Below are 26,686 nucleotides of genomic sequence, written 5' to 3'. Positions count from 1 at the left end.
TCAAGAATGATTTCTTTTTTTGTACAATTTATATCATATTTTAATATGAATTGTGTGTTAGAGTTATGATGTTCAGTGATTTTTTTATTAGATGTGCTTAACACAACTAGTAAAGTCATTATAAACAGTAGATTTTAATTGAATAAAGATACTAATAATTTATATATATAAATATTATTTTATTGAACATATATAATTGCCTTATAATTTGTATAATTAAACTTAATTTAAGTGTTTAATGATGTATAGAAATGATATAATTAATATATAAATGATATGATAAACATGTATATAAGTTATACCGTAAGGAGAAAGGTGAATATAATGGCAAAATATGAGGAAATTGCTGAAGACATAAGAAATAGAATATTGAATGGTGAATATAATCCTAATGAACAGTTGCCTTTAGAAAAAGAAATGTGTGAATATTATGGGGTTAGTAGAATAACAATAAAAAAGGCTGTTGATGAACTAGTAATTCAAGGGTTAGTAATAAAGCGAAGAGGTTCTGGAACATTTGTAAAAGCTCTTGATGAAGAAGGGGTTCAGGAATTAAGTCTAGCAAAACAATTTGAAGGATTTTCAGAAGCTCATAAGGATAGAAAAGTAACATCTAAAATTATAAAATTCGAAGTAATTCACCCAACGGAAGAAATTGCAACTAAGCTAAAAATTACTATTGATGACTTTGTTTATTATGTAATAAGAACTAGATACGCGGATGATAGTCCATATGTAATTGAGTATACATATATGCCAATAGGCCTTATACCTGGCATAAAAAATGATATTTTAACGAGTTCAGTTTATGGTTACATTGAAAAAAATCTTAAACTTAAAATAAAAAGTGCTCATAGGATTATTCGAGCTATTTTACCAAATGAGTTGGAACAGGAGTATCTAGAAATAGAAAATAACTTTCCAATATTGGAAGTAGAACAAGTGGGCTTTTTAGACAATGGCCAGCCTTTTGAATTTTCAACAGCACATCATAGAAGTGATAGGATTGAATTCAGGACCGTAAGTATTAAATAAGATATAATTACTTTTATTACAATTATAATTGATGGAGTTAAAATAGAATTTCAAAAATTAAATAGAAAAAAATAAGCTTGATGAAAAGTGAATTACACTTTTCATTAAGCTTATTTTTGCATTCAGTGAAATTGAAAAGGATATACAATAAAGATATCAGATTTAGAGATCTACATTAGAGCTATAAAAGCATTAGAATTACTGGAAACAGAAGTTCTAGCAGTAGAAGATTCAGCATTAGGAATTAGAGCAGCAAAAGCAGCAGGGCTAACAGTTGTAGCTTTGGAGCCAAGAGATTACTACATAGATCAGTCAGAAGCCGATTATAAAGTAAATGATTTGATTGAAATAATTTCTGAAATTTAAATGGAAAGACTTTTGCAAATTAGTATTACAAAGTATATAAGTGATGATTATCTTAGAATTGAGTATTACTATAAATGATTTTAGAAAAAGTTAGAGAAGATATATATAATGATTCAATGAAAAGAGGGCATTTAAATAGCATTTATATCTATTGAAGATATATGTGAAATAAGTGGTAAGGATTTTGTAAATGTATAATAAGAAGATTTATGAAAGAGATAGCAGATTAAAAACTGCTATCTCTATTTTTCATTAGTTACTATAAGTTCAATATTATAATTATGAAAATAGTCTGCATACTTTTCTGGAGGACAATCATTTGTTATAACATAATCAAGATCTTTTATATCACAAAATGTCATCAAAGATACAACATCAAATTTTGAGGTATCAGCTAATAAAAAGCATTTAGAACTTTTAGATACTGCTGCTTTTTTTATTTTATACTCGTCTGGAGAGGTATTTGTGACACCGTTTTCAAGTGATATTCCTGTGCAAGCCATAAAGCATTTATTTAAATTATAAGCTGATAATATATCAGGAGCAGTTAACCCAGTAAAAGAAGATGTTTTTCTAGTTAGTTTTCCAGAAAGACAAATTATTTCAATATTCTCATATGGAATTGCTTGGACTATGACATTTAAGTTATTTGTGAAAACAGTAATGTTCTTCTTATCTTTTAAATATTCAATCATATTAAAAGTTGTTGTGCCTGAATCTATGAAAATAGAATCGCCATCTTCAACAAATTGTGATGCTTTCTCAGCAATAGATAATTTAGCAAAATTATTTTTTATTGTTCTTTCCTCAAAAGATAAAAGTTCCTTATTACTACTATTTACAGTTACTCCACCATAAACTTTTTTTATTACGCCTCTATCGACTAAAGTATCTATATCTCTACGAATTGTATTTTTTGACATCTTAAATTCTTCGCATAGTTTATCAATAGAGATAGTTTTATGCTTATATATGTACTTTTCTATTAAATCAATTCTCTTAGAACGCATTAAAATTCACTCCCATAAGTCAAAATAGAATTACTATTATTAATTTAATATTATAAACCAAAGAATTTAAAAGTGAAAGTAATTATAGAATTTAATTTTATATTTAGAAAAAAGTTACAAAAACCAATATGTAATTATTGACAAGTGATAAAAACATATTTATAATTGAATCATAAAGTAACAATAAGTTAATCAAAAGGTAATCAATAGTTAATCAAAAGTTAGAGGGGTGACTAAAATGTCAAATGAGTTCATGATGCCGAAGAAAATATTAACAGGAGGGAAAGCTCTCATCGATAGTAAAGAATATCTAAAATTATTAGGTAAGAAAGCGTTAATCGTTACTGATAGCGTTATGGTTAGTTTAGGAAATGTAAAAATGTTAACAAACATATTAGAGGAAGAGAAAATTTATTACAAGATATATAGTGATATAAATGGTGAACCAACTGATTTAATGGTAGAAAAGGGGGTAGAAATATTTAAAGAAGAAAATTGTGATTTTCTTATAGCTATTGGAGGAGGAAGTCCAATAGATTCGGCGAAAGCCATTGCAATGATGACTAGTAATGACGGGAAGATATCAGACTATATGGGAAAACAGATAACAAATCAATTACCCAAAGTGGTTGCAATACCAACTACAGCAGGAACAGGATCAGAAGCAACTCAATTTACGATAATCTCAGATACAGAAAATGATGTAAAAATGCTTATAAAGGGAAGTTCATTACTTCCGACGCTAGCAATAATAGATCCTATATTTACAATGACAGCTCCAGCAAAAACTACAGCAGCGACAGGAATAGATGCTTTAACACATGCAATTGAAGCATATACATCAAAAAAATCCCAACCACTTTCCGATGTATTTGCAATTTCTGCTGTAAAAAGAATATTTAAATATTTACCTATAGCATTTAAAGATCCTAAAAATGAAGAAGCACGTACTCAAATGTCTATTGCGGCATTAGAAGGAGGAATTGCTTTTAACAATTCATCTGTAACAATAGTGCATGGAATGAGCAGACCAATAGGTGCATTATTTCATGTGGCACATGGAATATCTAATGCAATGTTGTTGAAGGAATGTCTTACATTTGTACTAGACGGTGCTTACTCTAGATTTGCTGAACTTGCTAGAAATATAAAAATTGTTAATGAGGAAACATCAGATGAAATTGCTTCAAAAAAATTTGTTGATGCTGTAAACGGTTTGTGTAAGGAGCTTCAAATACCTTCATTAGAAGAGTATGGAATAGACCGGAACAAGTTTTTCGATAATTTAGATAAAATGGCTGATGATGCAATTGAAAGCGGTAGTCCAAGCAATACAATTAAAAATATTACACATGAAGATATTGTTTCTATATATAAAGCACTTTGGAGGTAAATGAAATGCCATTAGTAGATATGAGAGGACTTTTAAAAAGTGCTTTAAAAGAAAATTATGCGGTTGGAAGTTTTAGCGTTGCTAATATGGAAATGGTTATGGGAGTCATAAAGGCAGCAGAAGAATTAAAATCTCCAATTATACTTCAAATAGCTGAAGTAAGATTAAAATATTCACCTTTAGAGCTTATTGGTCCAATGATGGTAAAAGCTGCTGAAAATTCAAAAGTGCCAGTAGGAGTACATTTTGATCATGGAGCTACAATTGAGAATGTAAAGAAGGCTTTAGATTTAGGATTTACATCAGTAATGATCGATGGATCACATTTAGATATTGAAGAAAACATAAAAATAACTAATAAAATATCAAGCATAGCAAAATTATATAATGCATCAGTTGAAGCTGAAATTGGACATGTTGGTGGCAGTGAAGATGGAAGTGAAGAAATAGAGATTCAAGTGACTAAGTTAGAAAGTGCTAAAAAGTTTTTTGAAAATACAGAAATAGATGCTTTGGCTGTAGCAATAGGCAATGCTCATGGAGTATATACTGGAGAGCCTAATTTGAGGTTTGACGTACTTAAAAATTTACAAAATAACATGCTAATACCGTTGGTTCTGCATGGAGGATCTGGAATATCAGCGGAGGATTTTAAAAAGTGTGCCACAATGGGAATAAAAAAAATAAATATTGCAACAGCTACATTCAATTCAGTTAAGGAAAGCGTGAAAGAATTGAACAAGAAATTAGAGGATTATGATTATTTTAAATTACATGAAACAGAGATTAAGGCTGCCTACGAAAATGTTAAAAAGCACATAGAAATCTTTGGCAGTTCAAATAAAGCATAAGGAGGAACTATAAATGGAATATATTAAATTTGATAAAGCAAGAAAACTGGATATAGTACCTATAGGAAGAGTCGCAATTGATTTTAATCCTATAGATATTAACAAGCCTTTATCTGAAAGTAGTACTTTTAAAAAATATTTAGGAGGATCACCAGCTAATATTGCAGTTGGACTTGCAAGATTAGGTAAAAAAATTGGATTCATTGGCAAAGTATCAAAGGATCAGTTTGGAGAATTTGTTGTTAATTATTTCGATAATGAAGGTATAGATACATCTCAAATAAAGTATTCAAAGAATGGAGAAAATTTAGGGCTAACTTTTACTGAAATAGCAAGCCCAACAGAGAGCAGTATACTAATGTATAGACAGGGAATTGCGGATTTAGAATTGAATGTTGATGAAATAGACGAAGAATATATAAAAAAGACTAAGGCCATAGTAATATCTGGGACAGCTCTTGCCAAAAGTCCGTCAAGAGAAGCAGCATTGAAAGCGCTGGAATTAGCAAAAAAGAATAATACAGTCATAATATTTGATGTAGATTATAGAGAGTATAATTGGAAAAATAGCGATGAAATAGCTATATACTATTCTATAGTAGGAAAACAAAGTGATATTGTAATGGGATCACGAGAAGAATTTGATTTGATGGAAAAATTAATTGCTGGTGAGAAAAGTTCAGATAAAGAAACAGCAAAAAGATGGTTAGATTATGGAAACAAAATAGTAGTAATTAAACATGGAAAAGAAGGATCTACTGCGTATACCAGCGATGGAAAGTCATACAATATAAAGCCATTTCCTGTTAAGTTACTTAAATCATTTGGTGGTGGAGATGCTTATGCATCAGCATTCTTATATGGTTTATTAGAAGGATGGAACATTATGGATTCATTGGAATTTGGAAGTGCATCAGCAGCAATGCTAGTGGCTAGTCATAGTTGCTCACAAGATATGCCTACAGTGGAAGCAATAAGAAATTTTATAAAAGAAGAAAAAGAAGAATATGGAGATATGGTAGCTAGAGCATAAAAGGAGGAGTTAATATGGTTCATAATTTGGATGGATTGGAAAATGGCGAGAATATATTATGTCAAATTAATGGTAAAAATAAAGAAATGTTAATGGATGTAACGGTAGAAAAATTAGAAAAAAATCAAAGAAGAGAATATCTAAAAAGTGATAAGGAAATAGCTATCTTACTTCTGACAGGACAAGTGAAAATAAATTGGCTTGAAAATTCTAAGTCTATTGAAAGAAAATCAGTATTTGATGAGGATCCATGGTGTTTACATGTACCTAAGAAAGTTGGAATTACTGTTGAAGCCAGTGAAGATAGTGAGATATTAATTCAAAGCACTGAAAATTTGGGATTTTTTGAACCAAAGTTATATTCACCAAGTGAATGTAAGAGTGAAATCTTTGGAGAAGGGACTTGGAATGGTACAGCTAGAAGGGTGGTAAGAACAATATTTGATTATAAAAATGCACCTTATTCCAATATGGCTATTGGAGAAGTTATAACATATCCAGGAAAATGGTCAAGCTATCCTCCACATTACCATCCTCAACCAGAAGTTTACTTTTATAAGTTCAATAAACCACAAGGATTTGGATTGTGCTTAAATGGAGATAAAGCATATAAGATTCTAGATAATAGCTTTGCAACAATAATTGGGGGAGATGTACATCCGCAAACATCTGCTCCAGGATATGCAATGTATTATTGTTGGATGATTAGGCATCTAGAAAATAATCCTTGGACAGATAGAATAGATGTAGATGAACATAAATGGCTTTGGAATAAGAATGCTAAAATATGGCCTGAGGAGTAAAGGGAGGTAAAGAGATGAATTCTATTAAAATGACAACAGCTCAAGCACTAATAAGATTTTTAAATAATCAATACATTTTATTTGATGGGAAAGAGGAACGATTTATTGATGGAATCTTTACTATATTTGGGCATGGAATAGTTTTAGGACTTGGACAAGCACTTGATGAAAATCCAGGAAACTTAAAAGTTTATCAAGGAAGAAACGAACAGGGAATGGCACATGTTGCGTCAGCTTTTGCTAAGCAAAATAATAGAAGAAAGATAATAGCATGTTCAACATCAATAGGACCAGGAGCTGCTAATATGGTTACAGCAGCAGCTACTGCAACAGTGAATAATATTCCATTACTTATGTTCCCAGGAGATTCATTTGCTAGTAGACAACCAGATCCTGTACTCCAACAAATTGAACAATCTTATAATATGGGAATTACAACTAATGATGCATTTAAGCCAGTATGTAAGTATTGGGATAGAGTTTCCAGACCAGAGCAATTAATGTCTGCAATGATTAATGCAATGCGAGTTCTTACAGATCCATCAGATACTGGAGCTGTGTGCATAGCATTACCACAAGATGTTCAAGGTGAAAGTTTTGACTTCCCAGAATATTTCTTTAAAAAACGTATTCATAAAATAACAAGACCGATAGCTGTGGATGAAGAGTTTAAAGAATGTGTTGAATTAATAACTAAGAGAAAGAAACCAATAATAATTTGTGGCGGTGGTGTTAGATATTCAGAAGCTGGAGAAGTACTTGAAAGATTTGCAGAAAAGTTTAATATTCCAATAGGAGAAACGCAAGCAGGAAAAAGTGCTGTAAGAGGAAGTCACCATATGAATTTAGGAGGAATAGGAGTAACAGGAAATTTGGCTGCTAATACAATTGCTAAAGATGCAGATTTAGTAATAGGAATAGGAACAAGATTTTCAGATTTTACGACATCATCTAAATCTTTATTTAAAAATCCAGAAGTAGATTTTATAGCAATAAATTTATCAAAATTTCATGCAAGTAAATTGGATTCCAATAAGGTGGTTGGTGATGCTAAAGTCTGTATTGAGAAACTTAGTAATTTATTAGAAAAAGAAAATTATGTTTCATCATATGAAGAGGAGATTAAAAATGCAAAACAAGCATGGAGAGAGGAGATGGATAGGCTAATTAATATAAAATATGGAAAAGATTTCACTCCAATTATAAAATCAAGAAATGAAAGAAGCTTGGAAGAATTTAAAGAATTAACTAGCGGAGTTATTACTCAGACATCGGCTCTAGGATTGATTAGAGAATGTATTGATGATAATGCGATTGTAGTCGGTGCATCAGGAAGCTTGCCAGGGGATCTTCAAAGAATGTGGGAAACTGATTATAGAAATTCATATCATATGGAATATGGGTATTCCTGCATGGGATATGAAATAGCTGCAAGTCTAGGGTGTAAAATTGCGGAACCTAGCAAAGAAGTCTACTCACTAGTTGGTGATGGAAGTTACTTAATGTTACATTCAGAACTTATTACTTCATTGCAAGAAGGTAAAAAGATAAATGTATTATTATTTGATAATTGTGGATTTGGATGTATTAATAATCTACAAATGTCTAATGGAATAGGTAATCTTGCTACAGAGTTTAGATACAGAAATAAAGACACAGAAGAGCTTAATGGAGGTTTAATTCCTATAGATTTTGCTAAGGCAGCAAGTGGATACGGAGCGAAAACATATACAGCTAAGACTTTAGAGGAATTAAAAGTTGCATTGATTGATGCAAAAAAACAAAAAATTTCTACGTTAATTGATATTAAAGTTTTACCAAAAACCATGACTGATGGATATGAATCATGGTGGCATGTAGGATTAGCTGAAGTATCAGAAAAAAAATCTGTTAATGAAGCTTTTGAAGATGGGCAAAATCAACTTAAAAATGCAAGAAAATATTAAAGGAGAGATAATTTATGTTAAAGGTTGGAATTATTGGTGCAGGAAGAATTGGAAAAGTTCATGGAGAAAGTATTTCAAAGTATGTTAAAAATGCAGAGGTAAAAGCTATAGCAGATGTATTTTTAAATGAAGCTACAATAAATTGGGCAAGAGAAATTGGGATTCAAGGTGTATATAAAGATTATAAAAAGATACTAGAAGATCCAGAAATAGATGCTATTCTTATATGTTCATCTACAGATACTCATTCAAAAATCTCTATAGAAGCAATAAGAGCAGGTAAGCATGTATTTTGCGAAAAGCCAATTGATCATGATTTGGCAAGAATTAAAGAAGTGATAGATGAACTTAATAAATCAAATGTTAAATATCAAGTGGGTTTCAATAGAAGATATGATCATAATTTTAAAGCCATAAGAAATGCGGTTGTGGAAGGGAAGATTGGAGAACCACATGTTCTTAAAATAACTTCAAGAGATCCTGAACCACCTTCAATTGATTATGTAAAGGTATCAGGAGGAATATTTTTAGATATGACAATTCATGATTTTGATATGGCAAGATATCTTTTAGGTAGTGATGTGGTAGAAGTTTATGCAGCTGGTAATGTTCTAGTTGATAATGCAATAGGAGAAGCAGGTGATATTGATACAGCTATTATAACTCTAAAAATGGCCAATGGAGCAATGGCAGTTATAGATAATTCAAGGCAGTCAGCTTATGGATATGATCAAAGAGCTGAAGTATTTGGATCTCTTGGTCAAGTGTCTGTGGGAAATGATAGTATCTCAAAGGCGGTGATATCAACTAAGGATGGAGTTGCAGCTGAAAAGCCACTGTTTTTCTTCTTAGAAAGGTATATGCAGGCATATGCAGATGAAATTACAGAATTCATAGATGCAATTGCTAACAATAAAGATGTTTCAGTAAGTGCGGATGACGGATTAAAAGCTGTGTTAATAGGAGATGCTGCAACTAAATCATTGAAAGAGAATAGACCAGTTAGGATATCAGAAATAGTATATTAGAATTTTGGAGGAGATTGTTATGCTTAATACTGAAAAAGTAAAATTAGGAATTTGTCCAATAGGATGGACAAATGATGATATGCCTGATTTAGGAAAAGAAAATACATTTGAACAAGCTGTAAGTGAAATGGCTCTTGCAGGATTTAAAGGTACTGAAGTAGGAAATAAATATCCCAAAGATGTAAATGTTTTAAAAAAAGCATTAGACTTAAGAAATCTTCAAATAGCAGGTGCTTGGTTTAGTTCATTTTTAACTACTAAGCCTTATGAAGAAACTGAAAAAGAATTTATAGCTCATAGGGACTTCTTACATGAAATGGGTGCAAAAGTTATAGTAGTATCAGAGCAAGGGCATAGTATTCAAGGGGAAATGGATACCCCAATATTTGAGGGAAAATATTATTTTAATGAAGAAGAGTGGAAATTATTAGCTGACGGTCTAAATAAGCTTGGAAGGTTAGCAGAAGATAAAGGAATGAAAATTGTTTATCATCATCATATGGGGACTGGAGTACAAACCACTGATGAAATTGATAAGTTAATGAGTATGACTGATGAAAGCTTAGTATATTTATTATTTGATACAGGTCATTTGGTTTATTCAGGAGAGAATCCAATTGCAATATTAAATAAATATGCTAATAGAATTAAGCATGTGCATTTAAAAGATATAAGAGCAGACGTTTTAGAAAAAGTTAAGAAAGAAAAAATGAGTTTTTTAATGGGAGTAAGAGAGGGTTCATTCACTGTTCCAGGAGATGGATGTATAGATTTTGAGCCAATATTTAAGATATTGGATGAAAACAATTATGAAGGCTGGATATTAGTTGAAGCAGAACAGGATCCAGCAATTGCAAACCCATTTGAATATGCAATGAAAGCTAGAAAATACATCAAAGAAAAAACAGGATTTTAAAATTAAAATTCATAAAAGATTTCAAATGAACAAAATCTATTAAGTTTGGTAACTAGTATTTCTTAAAAAAGAGTGTGCAATATATCTAGTTACCATACTAATGATAGGTATAAGTTACTAATATATTGAAATCAGAATAAAGCATTTATAAATATATTAAGAAAAACAGTATTAATATGAAAAAATAAATTATAAAAGTATTTGTGTAATTCTGAATGATTCTAATTATTTAAAGTAGATAAGGAGGAATTAGAATGGAACAAGGTTCTTATAATATTAAGAAAAAAAGCAATTTGAGGAAAATACAAATCATATCAACGTTTGGGGGATTGCTATTTGGATATGATACTGGTGTGTTTAATGGAGCATTAAGTTTCATGAAACGACCAGATCAATTAGATTTGACACCTATGAATGAAGGGCTTGTTACAAGTATATTAACATTAGGTGCAGCATTTGGTGCAATAATTGGCGGACGTCTATCTGATAAATATGGTAGAAAAAAGATAATAAGAATGTTAGCTATTATATTCTTTTTTGCAACTATAACTTGTTCAATTGCACCTAATGCAAATATTATGATTGTTTCTAGATTCGTTTTAGGGTTAGCTGTAGGAGGAGCATCAGTTATTGTGCCAACATTTTTAGCAGAATTGGCACCTATGCACCTAAGAGGAAGCATAGTATCTAAAAATGAAATGATGATTGTGACTGGACAATTAGTAGCTTATGTTATAAATGCTGTATTAGGAAACCTTTTTGCAGATAATTCTGGTGTATGGCGTTATATGATAGTACTTGCTACTATTCCAGCAATTGTATTGTGGTTTGGAATGATGGTACTTCCTGAAACACCAAGATGGTTAGCATCTAATGGAAAAACAGCAAAAGCATTAGAAGTTCTAAAACAGATTCGTGATAAAGCAGAGGCAGAAGCGGAATTAGAAGAAATAAATAAGAATATTGAAGCGGAAAAGCATTTAGACAAGGCATCATTTGCTGATTTATCTATTCCTTGGATTCGTCGAATTGTTTTAATTGGAGTTGGAATAGGTATTACACAACAAATTGCTGGAATTAATATAATGATGTATTATGGAACATCAATTTTGGAACAAGCTGGATTTGGTACAAAGGTGGCATTAATTGCTAACATAGGAAATGGGTTGATGTCTGTTATAGCAGCTATATTTTTTGTAAAATGTGTTGGTGATAAATATCCTCGTAGAAAGTTATATTTACTTGGAATAACTGGAACGACTATAGCTATGACGGCGTTATCTGTTGTTACAAACGTTTTACAAGGTTCATCTATGCTTCCTTTTGTTGTAATAATGTGTACTATTGTTTATATAGCTTTCTTCCAAGCCTTTCTTGGACCATTAACTTGGCTATTAATATCAGAAATTTTTCCATTAAGATTAAGAGGTTTTGGAATGGGAATATCAGCATTTGCTTTATGGGTAGCTAACTTTATAGTAGGTTTTGTATTCCCTATATTATTAGCAAGATTTGGTTTATCAGGAGCATTCATAGTGTTTATAGGATCGTCAATTATAGGAGGTATATTTATCTATAAATGTGCACCGGAGACATATGGTAAATCATTGGAGGAAATAGAGCAGTCATTTAGAAAATATAAGAATGATGATTTTGTTGAAGAAAATATAGAAGCTAGGTTGTAGCAATATACTTTGGGAATCATTAGTGCAAAAATAATTAATGATGTATGCATTTGAAATAATAAACAAACGTAGTTAAAGTCTGTTTCTATGAAAACCTTTAACTATAAAGTGATGAGTGATGAATATATGTTGCGATATTAAATTTATAGTTAAGAATCTAGTAAGCTAAAGTTTAATTAAGATTAAAGTTTAAAAATTTAATTCCACCATATAAATTATATCGAAAACAAAAAATATTAATTATAAAAGATATTAATATAAATACAATATATCTTGAAGGGGGAATATTAAATGGAAAATATTAAGGTAAAGGAAGAAAATGGGATATCAGTGATTTGTATTGATAGACCTAAGTCACTTAATGCATTAAATACACAAACACTCAAGGAACTAGGACAAGTAATAAATGATATATCAGAAAGAAAGGATATATATACTGTTATCATAACAGGATCAGGAGAAAAGGCTTTTGTAGCTGGAGCAGATATAACAGAAATGAAAAGTAAAAGTGCAATAGAGGGAAGAGAGATGGCTAAGCTAGCTCAAAAGGTATTTTCTAATATTGAAAATATGCCACAAGTTGTTATAGCTGCTGTAAACGGTTATGCATTGGGTGGAGGATGCGAATTATCAATGGCGTGTGATATAAGATTAGCTTCTACCAATGCTAAATTTGGACAACCGGAAGTTGGATTAGGAATAATTCCAGGTTTTGCGGGAACTCAAAGGCTACCAAGATTAGTTGGAAAAGGAATAGCTAAAGAACTGATATTTACTACAGATATGATAGATGCAAAAGAAGCTTATAGAATTGGTCTTGTTAATAAAGTTTACGAACCAGAAGAACTAATGGAAAAAACTATTGAGTTAGCTCAAAAAATAATGAAAAAAGGATTATTTGCAGTAAGCTTGGCTAAATCAGCAATAAATAATGGCTTAAATATGGATACTGAATCAGCCTATGCATTTGAAGCAGACCTATTTGGATTATGTTTTTCAACTGATGATCAAACAGAAGGAATGAGTGCATTTATAGAAAAAAGAAAGGCTCTATTTAAAGGATGTTAAAAGATTAAGACGCTAGGACAGTTAATTAATCTTGAAAGGACTGAATATAGGTGAGAAAAGTAAAAGTTTTAACAAGTCGCGAAGCAGTACAAATAGTGAAGGATGGAGATGTGTTAGTAACTGGCGGATTTGTTGGTAGTTGTGCACCTGAAACTCTTAGTTGTGCTTTAGAAAAACGTTTCATTGAAACAAATCATCCGCAAAATATAACTTTATTTCATGCAGCAGGACAAGGCGATAGTAAGGGGAAAGGTTCAGATCATTATGCCCACGAAGGCTTACTTAAGAGAGTGGTTGCAGGTCATTATAATTTAGCACCGAAAATTGGAAAGTTAATTAATGAAAATAAAATAGAAGCTTATAATCTACCACAAGGGACAATTTCTCAATTATTTAGAGATATTGCGGGAAAAAGAATTGGGACAATAACTCACGTTGGATTGAATACATTTGTGGATCCAAGAATTAGTGGTGGAAAATTAAATGAAAAAACAAAAGAAGATCTAGTAAAGCTAATAAATATAGAAGGTGAAGAAAAATTATTATACAAATCAATTCCAGTTAATGTCTGCTTCTTAAGAGGATCTTTTGCAGATGAATACGGTAATGTATCATTAGAAAAAGAAATAGCTACACTTGAGGATACGTCAATAGCCCAAGCTTGTAAGAATAATGGCGGAAAAGTAATAGTTCAAGTAGAAAAAGTAGTTGAAGCAGGATCTTTAGACCCACGTCTTATAAAAATTCCAGGTATATATGTAGATGCGGTTGTAATCTCAACTCCCGAAGAGCATGAACAATCCTTCGAATGCCCATTTAATCCAGCAGTAACAGGTGAAATGAGAATTCCATTAAACAGTGTAGAAAAAGCTCAATTAAATGAGAGAAAGATGATTGCGAGAAGAGCAGCTATGGAATTAAAGAAAGATACGGTAGTAAATTTAGGTATAGGGATACCAGAAGTTATTTCTTTAGTTGCGAATGAAGAAGGAATTGGTGAATATATGACATTAACTGTAGAAGCCGGTCCAATAGGAGGTATACCACAAGGATGCACAGCTTTTGGAGCGAGTATAAATCCAGAAGCTATTATAGATCAGCCATATCAATTTGATTTTTATGATGGTGGAGGCGTCGATATAGCATTTTTAGGACTAGCTCAGGTTGATGAACATGGAAATTTGAATGTAAGTAAGTTTGGGCCTAGAATTGCTGGATGTGGTGGATTCATAAATATAACTCAAAATGCTAAGAAAGTGTTATTTTGTGGAACATTCACTGCAGGAGGCTTAAAAGTAGTAACAGGAGATGGCAAATTAGAAATTAAACAAGAAGGAAGAGCTAAAAAATTCATTAAGGATGTAGAGCAAATTACATTTAGTGGAGATTATGCAAGAAGGATGGATCAACAAGTTATGTATATAACTGAGAGAGCAGTATTTGAGTTAAGGAAAGATGGATTATACCTTACAGAAATAGCGCCTGGGATAGATCTAAAAAAGGATGTATTGGATTTAATGGATTTCAAACCTAAAATGGATGGAGTACCTAGACTAATGAATGGAAGAATATTTTATGATAAGTTGATGGGATTAAGGGAGTAAATATATTTTATATAAAATTAAGGGCTCTAAGCGTTAAGATAGGGTACCTATTGAAAATTCAAATTATATTTGAATTAAAAAGATATACATTACAAGGGGGATTTAAAAGATGGATTTTAATTTAACAGAGCAACAAGAAAAAATAGTGAAAATGGTAAGGGAATTTGCAGAAAACGAAATTAAACCTAAAGTAGTTGCATATGACGAAAGTGGAGAATTTCCAATAGACACTTATAAGAAAATGGGGGAATTAGGATTGATAGGGCTTCCATATCCAAAGGAATATGGTGGAACTGGTGGAGATTATTTATCTTATGTTTTAGCAGTTGAAGAAATATCAAAAGTGAGTGGTTCATTAGGAATTTCATATTCAGTAAGTACTTCTCTTTGTTCAGGAGGAATAATTAATGCAGCATCTGAAGAACAAAAGAAAAGATATCTTCCAGACATTTTGTCAGGAAAAAAATTCGGATCATTTGGATTAACTGAACCAAATGCAGGATCAGATGCAGGTGGATGTATAACAACAGCTGATAAGAATGGTGAGTATTATATATTAAATGGTGCAAAATGCTTTATCACAAATGGACCTTTATCAGAAACATTCTTAGTATTTGCATTAACTGATAAGAGCAAAGGAGCAAAAGGATTATCAGCTTTTATAGTTGAAAAGGAATTCGAAGGATTCTCTATAGGAAAGATTGAGAATAAATGTGGTATAAGATCAGCACAAGTTTCAGAACTTGTATTTGAAAATTGTAAGGTTCCAGTTGAAAACTTAGTAGGAGCTGAGGGCAAAGGTTTTGGAATAGCAATGAAGACTCTTGATGGAGGAAGAATAGGAGTTGCAGCTCAAGGACTTGGAATAGCAGAAGGAGCGTTTGAAGTAGCTAAGCAATATATGAAGGAAAGAGAGCAATTTGGAAAACCTTTATGGAAAAATCAATATTTAGCTTTCAAAATGGCAGAGTTAGAGCTTGAAATAGAGCAAGCTAAATACATGGTATATAAGGCTGCCATGGATAAACAAGAAGGAAAGCCTTACTCAGTTTCTGCAGCTAAAGCAAAACTAGCTTGTACAGATGCAGCAATGCACGTAACAACTGAGGCTGTGCAAATGTTAGGTGGAAATGGTTATATGAGAGAATATAATGTTGAGAGAATGATGAGGGATGCTAAGATAACTCAAATATATGAAGGCACAAATGAGATACAAAAACTCATTATAAGCGGAAATATATTTAGATAGGATACAGGCTATTGACGAAAACAATTATACCTAAATAATGAAAATCGTTGCCATGCAATAGTTGGTAATCTTACTAAAGCAGTACAAGAATTAATAGCTCAATTTGAAGAAATAAGGCGCGCTGAATAATTAGCATTAAATAAAGTGAAGTAAAAGTGCAATAAAAAATAATCAGATCAATAGGTTATAATCAAGTGGTCTTTAATGAAGATTTTGAATATAACTTATTGATCTAATTTTAGTTAGAGACTAGTAGGAAATAAATTTCTTCTACATATTTAGATTTTAGGTAAGATAATGGCTGCTATCTTACCTCGTTTATTAATCCTTTTCTATAGGCTTTGAGCAATAATTTCAAATCTTTAATTTGATTTTTAAGCTCCTTTCCTATGTCTGTATCACCAACTTTTTTTCTGTCTAGTTTTTCTACTATTTGTGTTGAAGATAATATATCCGTTTCTTTACTAAATGCATCTTCAATTGATTTGAAAGGTTGATGAGATATTAGCTGAAGTCCATAGGAATTATAAGTCAATGTGTATCCTGCGAGGCCAGTTTGACTTCTATAAGCTTTAGCAAAGCCACCATCTATAACTATCAGTTTTCCATTACACTTTATTGGGTTTTCTCCAAATTTATTTTTAACTGGAACATGTCCATTTATTATTCGTGATTCAGATGGATCTAATCCAAATTCTTCAAAAATCATATTACACATTTCTTCAGAATCCCTAAAATTGTAGTAGGGATTTTTCTTTTCTTTATGTGTACTTTTGTCTTTTATAAAGTATCTTTCAAAAGTTGTCATATCTTCTTTTCCAAAAAGAGAAGAACAGGCTCCAGTCCATAAATACCACATTATATCAATACCATATAATTTTTCAGCACTGCCTCTAGTACTGAAATAACCTTCTCTAGCTAAAGAATCAAATTTATCTAGAAGTTTTTTTCCTTTATACTCTTCACCATGAATAGTCATACTTTTAAAAGTTTTATCTTTATTTAAAGGAATACAGCCGTGAAATAAAAGATTAGAATTATAAGTTAAATATAGTCTTCCTTTATTAAATAAAAATAGAACGTGCTTTTGCAATTTATCGCTATTTATAAATGAAATTTGAAGCTTAGAAACCAATTTTTTTTCATCACTCGTAAGTTCAAAAGGATTATTAATATTGATTGTAGGGAAACTTTTGTCGCAAAGCTCATAAGTTATATTGTTTAAAGTTATGGTGCCATCACTATAATTTATCTTATCTAAAAGTAATCTATGATCCATATTAAATTCAGGTCTTCTTTTTATAATTTCATATTCAAGTTTAAATTGAATAATTGTTATGGCTTTATGCATTTTAGAAATAAGCTCAATTTCAGAGGCTCCATATAATGTTTCATCTGTGTTTTTAGGAACTAAAGCTATGCAATTATCATTTTTATAGTGCTTAAGTGCAAAAGTTGCAAGAGGTAATAAATTTATACCGTAAATATCTTCGATGACGTCTAGATTAGAATATCTAGCTGCTATTCTTAAAACATTTGCTATACATGTAGTATTACCTGAGGCAGCACCCATCCACAATATATCATGGTTACCCCATTGTATATCAACAGAATGATAATTTATAAGGGTATCGAGGATTATATCTGGTCTAGGACCTCTATCAAATATATCTCCGATTATGTGTAATCTATCTATTACTAGTCGTTGTATTAATTTAGATAGAGCCACTATGAACTCTTGGGCTCGTTCAATTTCGATAATAGTATTTATTATCCCATCATAATAACCCTGTTTATCATTATTATCAGATTCTTCATGTAATAATTCTTCTATAATGTAGCTAAAATCTGGAGGTAGCGCTTTTCTTACTTTAGATCTTGTATATTTAGAAGATACATGTCTGCATAATTCAATCAACCTATACAGATTAATTTTATACCAATCATTTATATCTTTTTCTTCTCTTAGAACAATCTCTAATTTTTGTTCAGGATAGTATACAAGTGTGGTTAAACTTCTTTTTTCACAGTCCATTAAAGAATTTTCAAATACCTCTTGAATTTTTCTCTTTATAGCCCCTGAACCATTTTTTAATACATGAACAAAAGGCTCATACTCACCATGAAGGTCAGCTAAAAAATGTTCTGTACCTTTAGGTAAATTTAAAATAGCTTCTAAATTAATTATTTCAGTTGATGCCGCTGCAATAGTAGGATATTGCTTAGCAAGCAGACTTAAATATTTTATGTCATCATATTTTTCCATGACATCCTCCTTTTATAAGAAAAAAAGTTTAGTTTAAAAGTAAACTAAACAAATTTCATTTTAAAAGTATACCTATCTCTATGTATATTTTACATTATATAAACTTATAATTCCATAGTAAATTTACAGTTAATGGAATAAAAACTTAATTATATTCCTTTAGGGACATTATTAAGCAATCCTCTTTCAGATAATATATCGTATATTGTTTGAGAGGTTGTATCTTCTAATGTATATCCAAGTAACTTCACTACTGTTTCCAATTTTTCTTCCGATGTAGTTTCAATTTCTAAATATGGGAAGGGACAAAAACTCTTGTCATTAATATCAATTTCAATTAAGCAATCAAGTAATTTATAGCTTTCTCTATATTTTTTATTAGATTCTTTCAGAACTAATCCAAGAGATTTAAATATACCTTCTCCCATAGCTTTGTTATCAATTATAACTTCATTTTCTTCCATGACTTTAAATCTGCCCTGGGATAGCATTTTTTTGGTAGTCATAAAATACACGATTTTATTATTAATCATATCATTTATAGTTCTTATTCTAGCATATCCTTTCTTATCTAAAAGACGTCCATCTTCAAAATCATATATATCATTTACTTGATCTTCCATTTTAACTTTTTCAGCACCATTTGATAATAAAATTTTCCTTATATTTTCAACATCAATATCAACGATCCTGGTTTCTAACTCTTGCATAGAATAGCCTCCTTAGTTAAAGTTAATAAATAATACTTAAAAAGAGTAGATATTTATTTTTATATAATAATATAATATAGCAATTTTAAAAGTTGTGCTAGTAAAATTGATTTATATGGCATATTTATAGTAGAGTCAGAATTATCTAAACAATTATAATAATATGAAGAATATGGTTGCAAGAAATAAAAATATTATTATATAATGAATTCAAAACTGGTAGTATCCAGTTATATTTTCACAAAGATTTATGTAGAAGAATTCAAAGGAAAATTTCAAATGTATCTTAGAAAGCGAAAAACATGGGACAATATATATAGGTGCATTTATATAGTAGGTTAAAAGTTATAAGGACAAATTTTATGTTTTTAATGTGGACTACTTATGAGTGGGGGATAATATTAAATGAAAGGATTACCTAGAAAGGAAGAAGTAATAAAGAGTCTTATTGAGCTTGAAAAGATCAAAGGAAGAGGAATAACAGCAGATGAACTGGGATTTTATATAGGAATAGACCGAACAAATATAAGTAGGTATTTAAACCAATTATATAAGGAAAAAAGGATAAATAAAAAAGAAGGACGACCAGTTATCTATAGTAGTATCAAAAGTTACAAGAATGAAATGAATTCAATTAAAAATAAATCGGACATAATCGTGAAAAATATAGATAGCCTTGAAATGCTCATAGGTTCAAATCAGTCACTTAAATTACCTGTACAGCAAGCGAAAGCTGCAATATTATATCCTCCTAGAGGCTTACATGCTCTTATTTTGGGTGAAACTGGTGTAGGAAAATCGCTATTTGCAGAAGCAATGTACAATTTTGCTAAAGACTCTAAAATAATAGCTGCTGAAGCTCCTTTTATTAGATTTAATTGTGCCGATTATTCAGATAATCCTCAGTTAGTTGTGGCACAAATATTTGGAGTAAAAAAAGGTGCATTTACGGGGGCAGATACTGATAGAGAAGGTTTGTTAAAGAAAGCTGATGGAGGAATATTCTTTTTGGATGAAGTACACAGGCTATCACCACAGGGGCAAGAAATGTTATTTACTTTTATAGATAAGGGATATTTTAGGCAGCTTGGAGATACTGAGAAAAAGGTGAAATCTGAAGTGCAGATTATAGCAGCTACTACGGAGAATCCACAGTCATATCTTCTGAAAACATTTACTAGAAGAATTCCAATGGTGATAGTATTACCGACATTAAGAGAAAGAAAATTAGAGGAAAGATATCTTCTTTTAAACGAGTTCATAACAGAAGAATCTATAAGAATCGGAAAGAGCATATATATTAGTAAAAATGCGATTATTTCATTTTTACTATATGACTGTCCTAATAATATAGGGCAATTAAAAAGTGATATACAATTAGCTTGTGCTAAAGCATTTTTAAATTATAAGATTAAGAAAAATAATTATATTTTGGTAGATAAAAGTGATCTGCAACCTAGAATTCAAAAAGGAATAATGAGAATTAGAGAATGCAGAAAAGAAATAGATAATTTATCTCAAGATATGGCTGATATTTTAAGATTTTCAAGTGAAGATAGTATACTAAAAAATATTGAATTTCATGAAAATCAAATAGAAGGCTCGGAAAATAAAAGTTTTTATTCGATAATAGAAAATAAGATGGAAAACTTAAAGGCACGAGGAATTAATGAGACAGAAATAAATGATATTCTAAATATTGATTTGGAAAAATATTTTAGAAGATATATTAGTAATATCACAACAAATGTTAAAAAAGATGAGATTGCCAAAATTGTAAACATTAAAGTAGCTACAGTTGCAGAAAAAATGTTGAGTATAGCATCTGAAAAGTTAAATAGGGATTTTGATCAGAAAGTTTATTTTGGGTTAGCACTTCATTTACAGGGAAGCATCGAAAGGATTAATTCAGGAAAAAAGATATATCATCCTAAGCTTAATATTATAAGGGTAGAAAATAGGGAAGAATTTGCTGTGGCCATGGATATTATAAAAATTGCGGAAAAAGAATTTCATATAGATATCCCATTAGATGAAATAGGCTATATAACTATGTTTTTGGCTGCATGTAATGATGAAAATAGTGAACAATTAGAGAAAAAGGCGCGAGTTCTAGTAATGATGCATGGAACAAGTACAGCTAGCAGCATGGCTGAGGTAGCTAATTCTTTAATAGGAGAAGAATATGTGCAAGCTCTAGATATGCCACTAACTATGAAGGCTGAGGATATGCTAGAGAAAGCTAAGAAAAAAATTAAAGAAATATATAATGAAAAAGGTATATTGTTACTTGTTGATATGGGATCATTGGTTAACTTTGGAGATATAATTAGTAATGAATTAGAAATAAAAATTAAAACCATAGATATGGTTACAACACTAACTGTTATAGAGGCAGGAAGTAAAGCTTTTAATGGGAGAAGTTTGGATTCAATATATAATTTATGCAGAGATATTGGAAAGTCCTCTATGCAAGTTTCTAAGGAAGACAATAAATACAATAAAGAACTAGTTATAATAACCACATGCTTTACAGGCGAAGGAGCAGCAGAAAGAATAAAGATAAGAATAGGTAATAATTTAAAGAATATAGAAAAAGTAAAAATTATACCGCTTAATATTTCTGATAGGGAAGAGTTTTTTAGAAAAGTAAATAGGCTAAAAGAGAAGTTTATAATATTAGCAGTTGTGGGAACTATAAACATAGTTATTGAAGATGTTCAATTTATACCAGCACAAGATGTCTTCTTGAATGAGGGAATAAACTATTTGGAGAATCTAGTGGACATTGAATATGACTTTCTAAAAGTTAGAAAAGCATTAAGTATTGAATTAAATGAATTAAATTTAATAAAGGTATTTTCAGATATTAGAGATGTAATAAGAAAAATAGAAGAAAATTTAAAAGTGAGAATTCAGCATGATGCACAGATAGGAATTTTAATTCATATCACTTTTCTTATAGATAAATTAAAGCATGGTGGTCAAGAATTAAAATTCAAAGATTTAGAAAATTATCGCCATATGTATAATAGTGAATTTTCATTGATTAAGAAAATTTTAAAAGACTTGGAGCGTGTATATAATATAAATATAGGAGATAATGAGATCGCTTATATAGTGAGAATTGTTAAGGAAAATATAGTTACTGTGTAAGAGCCAAAGCAGTGTGTAAGTTAAATTACACACTATTTTTTTTAAGTTGCACACTTCGATTCATGAATTGTGCGATTATGAGATGATTTATATTTATTTATGTATAAATATAATATTGGTATAAAACTTGCTTTATATAATAGTGTAATAGATGAATGCTAGTAAATAAAAATATCCAAGGAGAGGTTAAAAATGAAGAATATATTATTAGTTTGTTCAGCTGGAATGTCCACAAGTTTATTAGTTTCGAAAATGGAAAAGGCAGCTGAAGAAAAAGGGATTGAATGTAATATAAAAGCTGTAGGAGAGGCAGATGTTAAAGAATATATAGGTAAGATAGATGTTTTGTTACTGGGGCCTCAGGTTAGATTTTTATTATCAAAATTTAAAGCTAATTTATCGGATAAGAATATATCTGTAGAAGTAATTAATACAGTTGATTATGGAACAATGAATGGAGAAAAAGTCTTAGAAAGAGCTCTAGATCTTATAAAAAATAAATAATTGAAAAGGAGAGAAACATTGTGGAAGAAACAATAATGAATCTTATAGTGCATAGCGGAGAAGTTAGAAGTTATTCAATGGAAGCTATTCAATGCGCTAAAAGTGGGAATATAGATGGAGCAAGAAAATTAATTGAACAAGCAGAAGCAGAATTATTAAAAGCACATAATGTTCAAACATATTTAATACAAAAGGAAGCACGAGGAGAAAAAACAGAAGTTTCTTTACTTATGATTCATGCTCAGGATCACTTTATGACTAGTATGACATTAAAGTCTATGGCAGTTGAAATTATAGAAATACATGAAAAATTTAATAACAACATATGTTAGCCTAATTACTTATTTACTTAATGTTAAGGAAAAGGTAGTGATGATATGAAATACATTATAGGTGTGGATGGTGGAGGAACAAAAACGGAAGCAGTAGCTTATGACTTTCAAGGAAATATTATAGTTACTTCTGTAAAAGGATTCGCAAATTTGCTAAATAATAGAGAAAAAGCACTAAATAATATAGTAGATTCAATAAGAGAAATAATAGATGTTCTTAAAGAAGACGAACTTGTAGATTTATATCTTGGCATTGCAGGATCGGAAGTCGGAGATAATGCAAAAATTATAAAAGATACAATAAAAAATGAACTTAAGACTGACTGTGTACTTATGAACGATGCTGAAATAGCCCTAAAAGCTATGTTAAGGGGGAATGATGGAATATTGACAATAGCAGGAACTGGATCGATAGCATTTGGAGTTAAAAATAATTCAAGTGTAAGGTGTGGGGGATGGGGCAACTTATTAGGAGATGAAGGGAGTGGATATAAAATATCAATTGATGCTATAAAAAGAATGATATTTGAAGAAGAAAATTCTTTACCCAAATCAGAATTAACTACGAGAATTATGAAAAGGTTAGGTGCTAAATCAATAGGCGAAGTAGTAACTTTTGTATATTCCTCTACTAAGGACGAGATAGCATCTTTGGCAGAAGTAGTTTCAATATTGGGCGAGGAAGGAAATAAGATAGCTGAAGAAATATTGGTTAATGAAGGCATAGATTTGGCTAAGACTGTTATAAATGTGTATAGAAAATTAAAATTTGAAAGCTGCTCTATTGCCTTGGTTGGTGGGGTTATAAGAAAAGCAAAGATATTAAGGAAATCTTTTGAAAAGTACCTAAGAGAAAATATAGTTATTGAGTATATAGTAGATGATGAAATTTCACCTACAATTGGTGCTTATTATATTAATAAAGCGAAGAGAGAAAGTAATGTTTAGGTAAATATTATACTAGACTATATAGAGCCATGGATGAGTTTTGACTTTATTTCAAATAAATCTTAGATATGGGGAGGAAATAATTATGAATAAATTTTTTGAATGGATGGAGGAGCACTTTGTTCCAATTGCATTTAAGATTGGTTCGCAAAGACATTTAGTAGCTATACGTGACGGATTTGCTACAATAACACCTATTATAATGGCCGGTGCATTTGCAGTATTGTTCAATAATATAGGATTTCAATGGTATCAAAATTTCATGGATTGGCTATTGCCAGCAGGTTGGAAAAGCTGGGGAGGATCTATATGGAATGGTTCTTATGCAATTATGTCAATATTAGTTGTATTTACGATATCATATCATTTAGCAAGATCGTATGATAAGGATGGCTTAGGAGCTGGAATAGTATCAGTTGCGGCATCGATGATCCTATATGCAACGACACCAGATGGAGGAGCATTTCCATTAACTTTTTTAGGGGCACAAGGTTTATTTATTTCATTGATAGTATCATTAGTATCTACAGAGATTTTCGTAAAGTTAATCGGCAATCCTAAATTAGTAATAAAAATGCCTAGTGGAGTACCACCAGCAGTTTCGAAATCATTTGCAGCATTGTTACCAACAATAATAATTTTAGCATTAGCAGCGGGAATTAAGGAATTATTTATAGTTATGAGTGTACCAGATATACATCAGGCATTATTCTTTACTCTACAGAAACCATTACAATTAATTGCAGGAAGCTTTTTAGGAGTATTTGTAATAGTATTATTGGTACATGTATTATGGTTTTTTGGTTTACATGGTTCAAATATACTAGCACCAGTAATAAATGCATTATTACTTCCATTACTTTTAGCTAATACAGAAGCAATAACAAATGGATTACAGCCAGAAAATATATTAAATAGTCAATTTTTAGATTCATATGTAAATATGGGAGGAGCAGGAACCTCAATAGCTTTATTGATTGCAATATATGTATTAGGTAGAAAAGCAGGTGCACAACAAAGGGCCATTGCAAATTTAGGTATAGCACCAGGAATATTTAATATAAATGAACCAGTAATATATGGTGCACCAATAGTTTTAAATCCGATCTATTTTATTCCGTTTATATTATCTCCTATAGTTTCATTAACCATAGCATATATATTAACAGTTATTGGGTTTGTTCCAAAGGTAGCAATAATGGCAACATGGACGACACCGCCAATTTTGGGAGCAATCATATCTACGAACTCAATCATGGGTGGAGTTACAGCTCTTATTTGTTTAATTGTAAGTATATTAATATATCTTCCATTTGTATATGTTGCTGGAAGGCAAGAATTAAGAAAAGAAAATGTAAAATAGGAATTTTAATAAAGGATTTTAGCATAGTTATTTATAATGTTTCTTAGTAGAATATTCTTAATACTCTATATTAAATATTGAGTAATAAATGGAATTTTAATTAATATATTTATATTAGTCCATTTATTATATTAGTGAGTTATGAAATGTAGCAGATTCTTAGGAATCTGCTTTCTATTTATATCTTAAGATTTCTTAAATCTGTGCTTTACAATAAATAATATATTAAGCTATTATTAATATATTAGATTTATATGGTTTAAAAGAATCATAATAGATACTAACGGCTAAAAATAAGTAAAGTATTTAAATAATAAGGTTAATGATAGAATCGTTTTATAAGATTAATAATGTCATTTATATTTTCTAAATAATGTATTAATTCAGATGATAAGTGATTTGCTAAAGATTAGAAAGTTCTATAAATAATAAAAAGGGTGGTCATATGAGTAAAATTATTGATCCAGCAACGATAATAAAATCTTATAACAACAATATAGTTTCCGTAAACATGAATGGAAAGGAAAGAATACTTTTTGCAAAGGGAATTGGATTCGGTAGAAAGTCTGGAGATACCATTGAAAAGGGTACTGAGGTTGAAAAGATATTTGTTATTGAAGATGAGGATAACCTAAGAAACTTTAAACAAGTAATCGAAAATGTTGATGAAGAATTTTTTGTGCTATGCGAAAAGATGATATCATATGTTGCAAATGAATTAAAGGAAAATTTGGATGAGAGAATACACGTTGCATTAGTAGATCATTTAAATTTTGCAGTGAAAAGGCTTTCGGACAAAGAGGAAATAGAGAATCCATTTCTTATGGAAATTAGAGCATTATATCCACAAGAATACTCGTTAGCAGAAAAAGTTGCGGAAGTTTTACAAAATGAAAAAAAGGTAAAAATTCCAGAAGGAGAAATTGGATTCATAGCATTACATATCCATTCTGCTAGAAATTCAGGTAAGCTATCCAATACTATAAAGAATACACATTTGATAAACTCAATAATTGAATACGTAGAAGCAAAAACTGAAATAAAAATAGACAAAACATCATTAGATTATGCCAGATTTCTCACACATTTGAGATTTGCAATTAAAAGAATTTTAGATGACATATCTATTGAAAATGACTTTATAAAAGAAATAAAATCAAAATATAAATTATCATATAAAGTATCTAAGGGTGTAGCAAAAATATTAGTTTTAAAGCTAGAAAAGAAAGTTTCAGATGATGAAATAGCATATCTAGCAATGCATATAGAGAGATTTAGAAAAGCTACAATAAAACTCTAATTAAAATGGCTAACATATTAATAAAAACATGTTAGCCATTTTTTTTTTATAAATAGGTTGTTGAATAAACAGAATTTGTAAAAAATAAATAAGTCATCCCTTTGTGATATAATAATTTCG

The 26,686-nt window shown here is 30.4% G+C and carries 22 protein-coding genes; 19 read left to right on the top strand and 3 right to left on the bottom strand.

Annotated elements, in window-relative coordinates:
- The first annotated feature begins 324 nt into the window (after nucleotides 1-324).
- Together L1S46_RS22360 and L1S46_RS26430 are read left to right on the top strand one after the other, a co-directional pair.
- Nucleotides 325-1,035 carry a GntR family transcriptional regulator gene (locus L1S46_RS22360; protein ID WP_238901008.1) on the top strand — a complete coding sequence of 237 codons (711 nt, stop codon included), beginning with the start codon at nucleotides 325-327 and terminating at the stop codon, nucleotides 1,033-1,035.
- Nucleotides 1,036-1,182: 147 nt separating this feature from the next.
- Entirely contained in the window at nucleotides 1,183-1,401 is a 219-nt protein-coding gene (locus L1S46_RS26430; RefSeq protein ID WP_343217284.1) for an HAD hydrolase-like protein, read from the top strand.
- A gap of 242 nt (nucleotides 1,402-1,643) precedes the next feature.
- On the opposite strand, the gene L1S46_RS22355 is transcribed toward L1S46_RS26430, so the two are convergent.
- Nucleotides 1,644-2,411 carry a DeoR/GlpR family DNA-binding transcription regulator gene (locus L1S46_RS22355; RefSeq protein ID WP_238901007.1) on the bottom strand — a complete coding sequence of 256 codons (768 nt, stop codon included), beginning with the start codon at nucleotides 2,409-2,411 and terminating at the stop codon, nucleotides 1,644-1,646.
- Nucleotides 2,412-2,649: 238 nt separating this feature from the next.
- Between L1S46_RS22355 and L1S46_RS22350 the strand changes: the two genes are divergently transcribed.
- From L1S46_RS22350 to L1S46_RS22300, 11 genes are all read left to right on the top strand, one after another.
- Nucleotides 2,650-3,804 carry an iron-containing alcohol dehydrogenase gene (locus L1S46_RS22350; protein ID WP_238901006.1) on the top strand — a complete coding sequence of 385 codons (1,155 nt, stop codon included), beginning with the start codon at nucleotides 2,650-2,652 and terminating at the stop codon, nucleotides 3,802-3,804.
- A 5-nt stretch (nucleotides 3,805-3,809) separates the two neighbouring features.
- Nucleotides 3,810-4,655 (top strand): class II fructose-bisphosphate aldolase, encoded by an 846-nt coding sequence (locus L1S46_RS22345; protein ID WP_238901005.1) that lies wholly within the window; start codon nucleotides 3,810-3,812, stop codon nucleotides 4,653-4,655.
- A gap of 13 nt (nucleotides 4,656-4,668) precedes the next feature.
- Nucleotides 4,669-5,688 (top strand): 5-dehydro-2-deoxygluconokinase, encoded by a 1,020-nt coding sequence (gene iolC, locus L1S46_RS22340; protein ID WP_077309457.1) that lies wholly within the window; start codon nucleotides 4,669-4,671, stop codon nucleotides 5,686-5,688.
- Between the two features lie 14 nt (nucleotides 5,689-5,702).
- Entirely contained in the window at nucleotides 5,703-6,491 is a 789-nt protein-coding gene (locus tag L1S46_RS22335; protein WP_238901004.1) for a 5-deoxy-glucuronate isomerase, read from the top strand.
- Between the two features lie 14 nt (nucleotides 6,492-6,505).
- A complete protein-coding gene (gene iolD, locus L1S46_RS22330) occupies nucleotides 6,506-8,437 on the top strand; it encodes a 3D-(3,5/4)-trihydroxycyclohexane-1,2-dione acylhydrolase (decyclizing) (protein WP_238901003.1) in 1,932 nt (643 codons plus the stop codon).
- A gap of 14 nt (nucleotides 8,438-8,451) precedes the next feature.
- Nucleotides 8,452-9,465: an inositol 2-dehydrogenase gene (gene iolG, locus L1S46_RS22325; RefSeq protein WP_238901002.1), complete on the top strand. Its 1,014-nt coding sequence runs from the start codon at nucleotides 8,452-8,454 to the stop codon at nucleotides 9,463-9,465.
- A gap of 19 nt (nucleotides 9,466-9,484) precedes the next feature.
- Entirely contained in the window at nucleotides 9,485-10,381 is an 897-nt protein-coding gene (gene iolE, locus L1S46_RS22320; protein ID WP_238901001.1) for a myo-inosose-2 dehydratase, read from the top strand.
- Nucleotides 10,382-10,635: 254 nt separating this feature from the next.
- Entirely contained in the window at nucleotides 10,636-12,066 is a 1,431-nt protein-coding gene (locus tag L1S46_RS22315) for a sugar porter family MFS transporter (RefSeq protein WP_012060701.1), read from the top strand.
- 291 nt (nucleotides 12,067-12,357) lie between these two features.
- A complete protein-coding gene (locus tag L1S46_RS22310) occupies nucleotides 12,358-13,134 on the top strand; it encodes a short-chain-enoyl-CoA hydratase (protein WP_077855000.1) in 777 nt (258 codons plus the stop codon).
- Between the two features lie 50 nt (nucleotides 13,135-13,184).
- On the top strand, nucleotides 13,185-14,738 hold the full coding sequence (locus L1S46_RS22305) for an acyl CoA:acetate/3-ketoacid CoA transferase (protein ID WP_238901000.1): 1,554 nt from the start codon (nucleotides 13,185-13,187) through the stop codon (nucleotides 14,736-14,738).
- Between the two features lie 109 nt (nucleotides 14,739-14,847).
- Nucleotides 14,848-15,987, top strand: a complete 1,140-nt coding sequence (locus tag L1S46_RS22300) for an acyl-CoA dehydrogenase family protein (protein ID WP_012060698.1) — start codon at nucleotides 14,848-14,850, stop codon at nucleotides 15,985-15,987.
- 304 nt (nucleotides 15,988-16,291) lie between these two features.
- On the opposite strand, the gene L1S46_RS22295 is transcribed toward L1S46_RS22300, so the two are convergent.
- Nucleotides 16,292-18,253, bottom strand: a complete 1,962-nt coding sequence (locus tag L1S46_RS22295) for a fructose-1,6-bisphosphatase (protein ID WP_238900999.1) — start codon at nucleotides 18,251-18,253, stop codon at nucleotides 16,292-16,294.
- 149 nt (nucleotides 18,254-18,402) lie between these two features.
- Nucleotides 18,403-18,963, bottom strand: a complete 561-nt coding sequence (locus tag L1S46_RS22290; protein ID WP_238900998.1) for a CYTH domain-containing protein — start codon at nucleotides 18,961-18,963, stop codon at nucleotides 18,403-18,405.
- A gap of 405 nt (nucleotides 18,964-19,368) precedes the next feature.
- Between L1S46_RS22290 and L1S46_RS22285 the strand changes: the two genes are divergently transcribed.
- From L1S46_RS22285 to L1S46_RS22260, 6 genes are all read left to right on the top strand, one after another.
- Nucleotides 19,369-22,119, top strand: coding sequence for a sigma-54-dependent transcriptional regulator (locus L1S46_RS22285; RefSeq protein WP_238900997.1), 2,751 nt, complete (start codon nucleotides 19,369-19,371; stop codon nucleotides 22,117-22,119).
- A gap of 192 nt (nucleotides 22,120-22,311) precedes the next feature.
- Nucleotides 22,312-22,623, top strand: a complete 312-nt coding sequence (locus L1S46_RS22280; protein ID WP_012060694.1) for a PTS sugar transporter subunit IIB — start codon at nucleotides 22,312-22,314, stop codon at nucleotides 22,621-22,623.
- Nucleotides 22,624-22,643: 20 nt separating this feature from the next.
- Nucleotides 22,644-22,955: a PTS lactose/cellobiose transporter subunit IIA gene (locus L1S46_RS22275; RefSeq protein WP_012060693.1), complete on the top strand. Its 312-nt coding sequence runs from the start codon at nucleotides 22,644-22,646 to the stop codon at nucleotides 22,953-22,955.
- Between the two features lie 45 nt (nucleotides 22,956-23,000).
- Nucleotides 23,001-23,903 (top strand): BadF/BadG/BcrA/BcrD ATPase family protein, encoded by a 903-nt coding sequence (locus tag L1S46_RS22270; protein ID WP_238900996.1) that lies wholly within the window; start codon nucleotides 23,001-23,003, stop codon nucleotides 23,901-23,903.
- Between the two features lie 85 nt (nucleotides 23,904-23,988).
- Nucleotides 23,989-25,266 carry a PTS sugar transporter subunit IIC gene (locus tag L1S46_RS22265; RefSeq protein ID WP_238900995.1) on the top strand — a complete coding sequence of 426 codons (1,278 nt, stop codon included), beginning with the start codon at nucleotides 23,989-23,991 and terminating at the stop codon, nucleotides 25,264-25,266.
- Between the two features lie 445 nt (nucleotides 25,267-25,711).
- Nucleotides 25,712-26,566: a PRD domain-containing protein gene (locus L1S46_RS22260; protein WP_012060690.1), complete on the top strand. Its 855-nt coding sequence runs from the start codon at nucleotides 25,712-25,714 to the stop codon at nucleotides 26,564-26,566.
- Nucleotides 26,567-26,686 lie beyond the last annotated feature (120 nt).

It is taken from the genome of Clostridium sp. YIM B02500 (assembly GCF_022324665.1).
GTDB classification, from domain to species: domain Bacteria; phylum Bacillota; class Clostridia; order Clostridiales; family Clostridiaceae; genus Clostridium; species Clostridium beijerinckii.
Note: the sequence above shows the minus strand (reverse complement) of the source record. Positions and strands in the feature narration are given on the sequence as shown.

Coding starts and splice junctions, on each gene's coding strand:
- L1S46_RS22360 (WP_238901008.1), top strand. CDS start 325: ATGGCAAAATATGAGGAAATTGCTGAAGACATAAGAAATAGAATATTG.
- L1S46_RS22355 (WP_238901007.1), bottom strand. CDS start 2,411: ATGCGTTCTAAGAGAATTGATTTAATAGAAAAGTACATATATAAGCAT.
- L1S46_RS22350 (WP_238901006.1), top strand. CDS start 2,650: ATGTCAAATGAGTTCATGATGCCGAAGAAAATATTAACAGGAGGGAAA.
- L1S46_RS22345 (WP_238901005.1), top strand. CDS start 3,810: ATGCCATTAGTAGATATGAGAGGACTTTTAAAAAGTGCTTTAAAAGAA.
- iolC (WP_077309457.1), top strand. CDS start 4,669: ATGGAATATATTAAATTTGATAAAGCAAGAAAACTGGATATAGTACCT.
- L1S46_RS22335 (WP_238901004.1), top strand. CDS start 5,703: ATGGTTCATAATTTGGATGGATTGGAAAATGGCGAGAATATATTATGT.
- iolD (WP_238901003.1), top strand. CDS start 6,506: ATGAATTCTATTAAAATGACAACAGCTCAAGCACTAATAAGATTTTTA.
- iolG (WP_238901002.1), top strand. CDS start 8,452: ATGTTAAAGGTTGGAATTATTGGTGCAGGAAGAATTGGAAAAGTTCAT.
- iolE (WP_238901001.1), top strand. CDS start 9,485: ATGCTTAATACTGAAAAAGTAAAATTAGGAATTTGTCCAATAGGATGG.
- L1S46_RS22315 (WP_012060701.1), top strand. CDS start 10,636: ATGGAACAAGGTTCTTATAATATTAAGAAAAAAAGCAATTTGAGGAAA.
- L1S46_RS22310 (WP_077855000.1), top strand. CDS start 12,358: ATGGAAAATATTAAGGTAAAGGAAGAAAATGGGATATCAGTGATTTGT.
- L1S46_RS22300 (WP_012060698.1), top strand. CDS start 14,848: ATGGATTTTAATTTAACAGAGCAACAAGAAAAAATAGTGAAAATGGTA.
- L1S46_RS22295 (WP_238900999.1), bottom strand. CDS start 18,253: ATGGAAAAATATGATGACATAAAATATTTAAGTCTGCTTGCTAAGCAA.
- L1S46_RS22290 (WP_238900998.1), bottom strand. CDS start 18,963: ATGCAAGAGTTAGAAACCAGGATCGTTGATATTGATGTTGAAAATATA.
- L1S46_RS22285 (WP_238900997.1), top strand. CDS start 19,369: ATGAAAGGATTACCTAGAAAGGAAGAAGTAATAAAGAGTCTTATTGAG.
- L1S46_RS22280 (WP_012060694.1), top strand. CDS start 22,312: ATGAAGAATATATTATTAGTTTGTTCAGCTGGAATGTCCACAAGTTTA.
- L1S46_RS22270 (WP_238900996.1), top strand. CDS start 23,001: ATGAAATACATTATAGGTGTGGATGGTGGAGGAACAAAAACGGAAGCA.
- L1S46_RS22265 (WP_238900995.1), top strand. CDS start 23,989: ATGAATAAATTTTTTGAATGGATGGAGGAGCACTTTGTTCCAATTGCA.
- L1S46_RS22260 (WP_012060690.1), top strand. CDS start 25,712: ATGAGTAAAATTATTGATCCAGCAACGATAATAAAATCTTATAACAAC.